Raw genomic sequence first — 4,202 nt, 5'->3', positions numbered from 1 at the left:
GCTACTGCTCTACCATAGCCATAAGCACATATCTTATCCTATTCGGACTATTGCGAGAAGTGCTATAAGTCTTCAGCTAACCTATTTCTGATATTCTCATTGTCAAACACAATGTACTCGAGGTACGAGGAAGGCTCAATAAGTATAAAGTCCTCTAAAGGCACTAGTTCTGGATAGGTGCCAGCGTAATCAAGTATGCCACACTCAGTAATACACCCTCCTTTTCTTATAACACAGCAATTGAGACGACCATGATACATTGATAACAAAGAAAAAAGACGTATTATACTTGTACCTCTATCTTTCATTTCCTCGAAAAGCTTCCTATCATTTATTAATTTGTGCAAAACGTAATCCATAGCAGGACATGGTTTACGGAAATGAAACATATTATTCTCTTCAAAAATGGCCTCAGCTAATTCGATAGATTCTTTATCCTCATCTACAAAAGCTTTTTCATTTCTATTTATAGCCTTTCTTATAATAGTCCGAATGCGATAAGATATGTGTTTATGGCTATAGCAGGCCAGTAGCATATTACGGTCTGTTCTGATTATTGTAAAAAGAGCTATAACTGTATGATCTCAGCTTTGCTATCTCTGCGTAGACCAGTTCTCCTTATTAACATTTCAAATATTTTTGTATTCATATATATCCTATATTAATTAAAGTAAATATTAATAATGTTTACTTTTTAAATAAAAATAAATGAAAATTTTAATAAAAATTAAATTTTTTTTAATAGAATAAAAATCTTTTATATTTGCTTGAGTACCAAAAGGGTTTGATTGGTGTGATACGTTTTCTATCGCGCCTGGCTGCAGTGCCCAGCGTCAAGATCTGATGAACAATGTTCGCTTGCCAGCTTTCGCTTCAATATTTGCACAATTGTGCTAGATCCCCTGCATAACCTGCTTTAAAATCTCCTCCTGCTGCTGAGTGTGAACACTAACATAACCACATGCAGGAGATGCAGCAGCAGGTCTTGCGATACACTTAGGTCTTTTTGCTTGGATATCGAGATTAGATAACACTTCTTCTATCAATGGGTTGACAAAAAACCATCCTCCCATATTTTTTGGTTCTTCTTGACACCATATAATTTCAGCGTTTTTGTACTTTTCAAGTTCATTACTTAGTTTATCTGCAGGAAAAGGATAGAATTGGTCCAAACGTATTACTGCTATATCGTTTATTTTTTGTGCTTCACATATGTCGTAATAAACTTTACCACTGCATATTACAACTTTACGTATTTTATCATTCGAAACTAAACCTGTTCTACATTCTGGAATTACTGTGAGGAATTTTCCTTCAAAATCAGATAGGTTAGATACTGCTCTTTTGTGGCGCAGTAGCGATTTAGGTGTAAACACTACCAGAGGCTTACGAAAGTCTCTATGCATTTGTCTGCGTAAGACATGGAAGTAATTCGCCGGAGTGGAACAATTAACTACCTGCATATTATCCTCTGCGCAGAGTTGCAAAAATCTCTCTATACGTGCGGAGCTATGCTCAGGTCCCTGTCCTTCATAACCATGAGGCAGCAATAAAACTAGACCGCTTGATCGCAACCACTTTGTTTCTGCAGATGCGATAAACTGGTCGATCATAATTTGCGCACCGTTTGCAAAATCACCAAATTGTCCTTCCCAGAGCACCAGTGAATACGGAGAATCAAGACTATATCCATATTCAAAGCCCATTACAGCATACTCAGATAGTGCGCTATCTATGACCTCAAAGTGAGCTTGCTTTTCATTTATATTGTTTAGCGGAATAAATGCTTCTTCTGTTACCTGATCAACAAGCCTTGAATGACGGTGCGAGAAAGTTCCACGACCAGAGTCTTGTCCTGATAAACGCACTCCTATTCTTTCTGTGAGCAGTGATGCAAACGCAAGACTTTCGGCAGTTGCCCAGTCTATATTACTACCAAAATTTATGCTGTCTATTCTGCCATCGAGTATTTTTCTAACCTTATTGTTAATGTTAAAGTTACTTGGGATATTGCTATTTATACGCACACCTAATTTTTTCAGCTCATCTGGCGGAAGACCAGAATCCGTGTAGTATTCGCTCAAATCGTTCAGCTTTGCTCTTCTTAATTTTGACCACACTCCACCGAACCAGTCAGCTTTTTTTGGAGTGTAAGCCGCTGATTCAGCAAGACTTTTATCTAATTTTGCCCTGAATTCACTGCGCAATTTATTTACTTCATCGCCATCTAATACTTTCTCTGCAGTAAATTTTTCTTCATACAATGTTCCAGGAGTTTTATGCTTTGATATCGCCTTATACATAAGTGGCTGAGTGAAATTCGGTTCATCACCTTCATTATGGCCATATTTGCGGTAGCACATTATGTCAATTACTACGTCCTTTTTAAATTTCTGCCTATATTCCATCGCCAGACTTGTAGCAAAACTCACAGCTTCCGGGTTATCTCCATTGACGTGAAACACTGGAGCTTCTATTGATTTTGCTGTATCAGTGCAATAAAAAGAGGATCGTGCGCAACATGGGTTAGCAGTAAAACCAACTTGGTTATTAATGACAATGTGCACAATGCCATCCACTTTATAGCCTTCAATATTGCTTAAGGTTAAAGTTTCAGCAACCACTCCTTGACCGATGAAAGCCGCATCACCATGAATTGATATGCCAAGCACAGATCTTATATTCTGTTTTGCTCTTATTCTTCCAGCCAAAACCGGATTTACCGCTTCAAGGTGAGATGGATTAGGGCATAAACTTAAATGTATTTTTTTGCCACCTGAAAGTGCTCGATCAGAAGAGTAACCAAGGTGATATTTAACATCACCGGACACCTCAAGACCACTTGGGTATGCAAGATTGCCTTGAAATTCAGACAGCATTGCCGCATATTCTTTCCCCATCACTTTGGTTAGAACATTGAGTCGTCCGCGGTGAGCCATGCCAAGGACTATTTCTTCAATACCAAAAACCGTAGAATCACTAATGATTTTTTCAATTGCAACGATAGCTGACTCTCCACCTTCGATAGAGAAACGCTTATACCCAGGAAATTTCATATGGAGAAATTGTTCTAACATCTCAGATTCGATCAAGTGCCTCAGTATTTCTTTTTTGTCTTGTGAGCTCAGCGTATAGGTTTGATTTTCGATCTTTTCCTGCAGCCACATTTTCTCTTCATAAGAGGAGATATGCATAAATTCAAAGCCAATATTCTTGCAGTAAATATCTCTATAGATTCTAGTATCATCCGTAGGAGATAGATTCGAATATTTCTGATAATCTATTTCTTTATTTCCACTTGGCGATAATGGATCAAGGTCTGCAAAAAGATGACCATAAAATCTGAAGAAATTTGCCAAATCAGAAGCCGAATCATCCACCTTAGTTGCATGTTGTGCACCGCAAGTCTCTGCTTTATTAACTTCTAAATTGCTTGAAAAAACTCTGTGCCAATCCTTCCCGATTGATTTATCGCCCTGCAGATAACGGCTATACATTTCTTCCACAAATTCTGCATTATCACCATAAAGGCAGCTTAAACTCGACATAATTACTATAAAAAGTATCAAATACTTATAAGTATAACTTAAGTTTTTTAAAAAAGAACTTTTTTAGTTTCTATACGTCATACCGCGATTCATTCGCGGTATCTCTTAACATAGATCACGCTAACACGTAGCGGGATGACGATTGTCAGGGTGTCATTCCAGCGCGTGACGCTGGAATCCAGTTTTTATTTGCAGCCTACTTGACTCGAAGCTAAGTTTTCTGGATCCAAATAGTCAAGGCACTGGGATGACAAAAAAAGGAGCACTGGAATGACAAAGCTATAGGTTGCAAGCGAGACGTCATACCGCCGCGGCGCTAACAAGAGATCCCGCTAACACGTAGCGGGATGACGGTTGTCGTTTAGCTATAAACATTAAGAAATTTACTAAGCGAAAAAAAAGGCAAAAGAAGCCCCGTGGTGGTTGGCTATTTACCATGTACTAAAATATCGGCGTTTTTTTTATTCTAAAACGCTTGATTAAGAGCGATTTAGCTGCTTTTAACTTGCAACTAACCTACACCGCAAGTGTTTAAGAAATTTACCAAGCAGGAAAAAAGGCAAAGAAACCCTAGTGTAGCTAGTATTCAAATTCTCCCTTGTCAATTTGACGTTTTTTGCTGTCTTAAACGCTTTGTAAGCGCGTTTCGGCTTA

At 38.2% G+C, this 4,202-nt stretch carries 2 protein-coding genes; both read right to left on the bottom strand.

Annotated elements, in window-relative coordinates; all coding sequences use genetic code 11:
* Positions 1-62 precede the first annotated feature (62 nt).
* Positions 63-536, bottom strand: a complete 474-nt coding sequence (locus OZD68_RS04365) for a hypothetical protein (protein ID WP_259366101.1) — start codon at positions 534-536, stop codon at positions 63-65.
* A 357-nt stretch (positions 537-893) separates the two neighbouring features.
* Positions 894-3,548, bottom strand: coding sequence for a 2-oxoglutarate dehydrogenase E1 component (locus OZD68_RS04360; protein WP_182309871.1), 2,655 nt, complete (start codon positions 3,546-3,548; stop codon positions 894-896).
* Positions 3,549-4,202: the final 654 nt, after the last annotated feature.

Origin of the sequence: Wolbachia endosymbiont of Drosophila bicornuta (assembly GCF_028982105.1) — a bacterium.
GTDB classification, from domain to species: domain Bacteria; phylum Pseudomonadota; class Alphaproteobacteria; order Rickettsiales; family Anaplasmataceae; genus Wolbachia; species Wolbachia pipientis.
The sequence above is the reverse complement of the archived record's forward strand: the minus strand, read 5'-3'. Positions and strand labels throughout refer to the sequence as shown.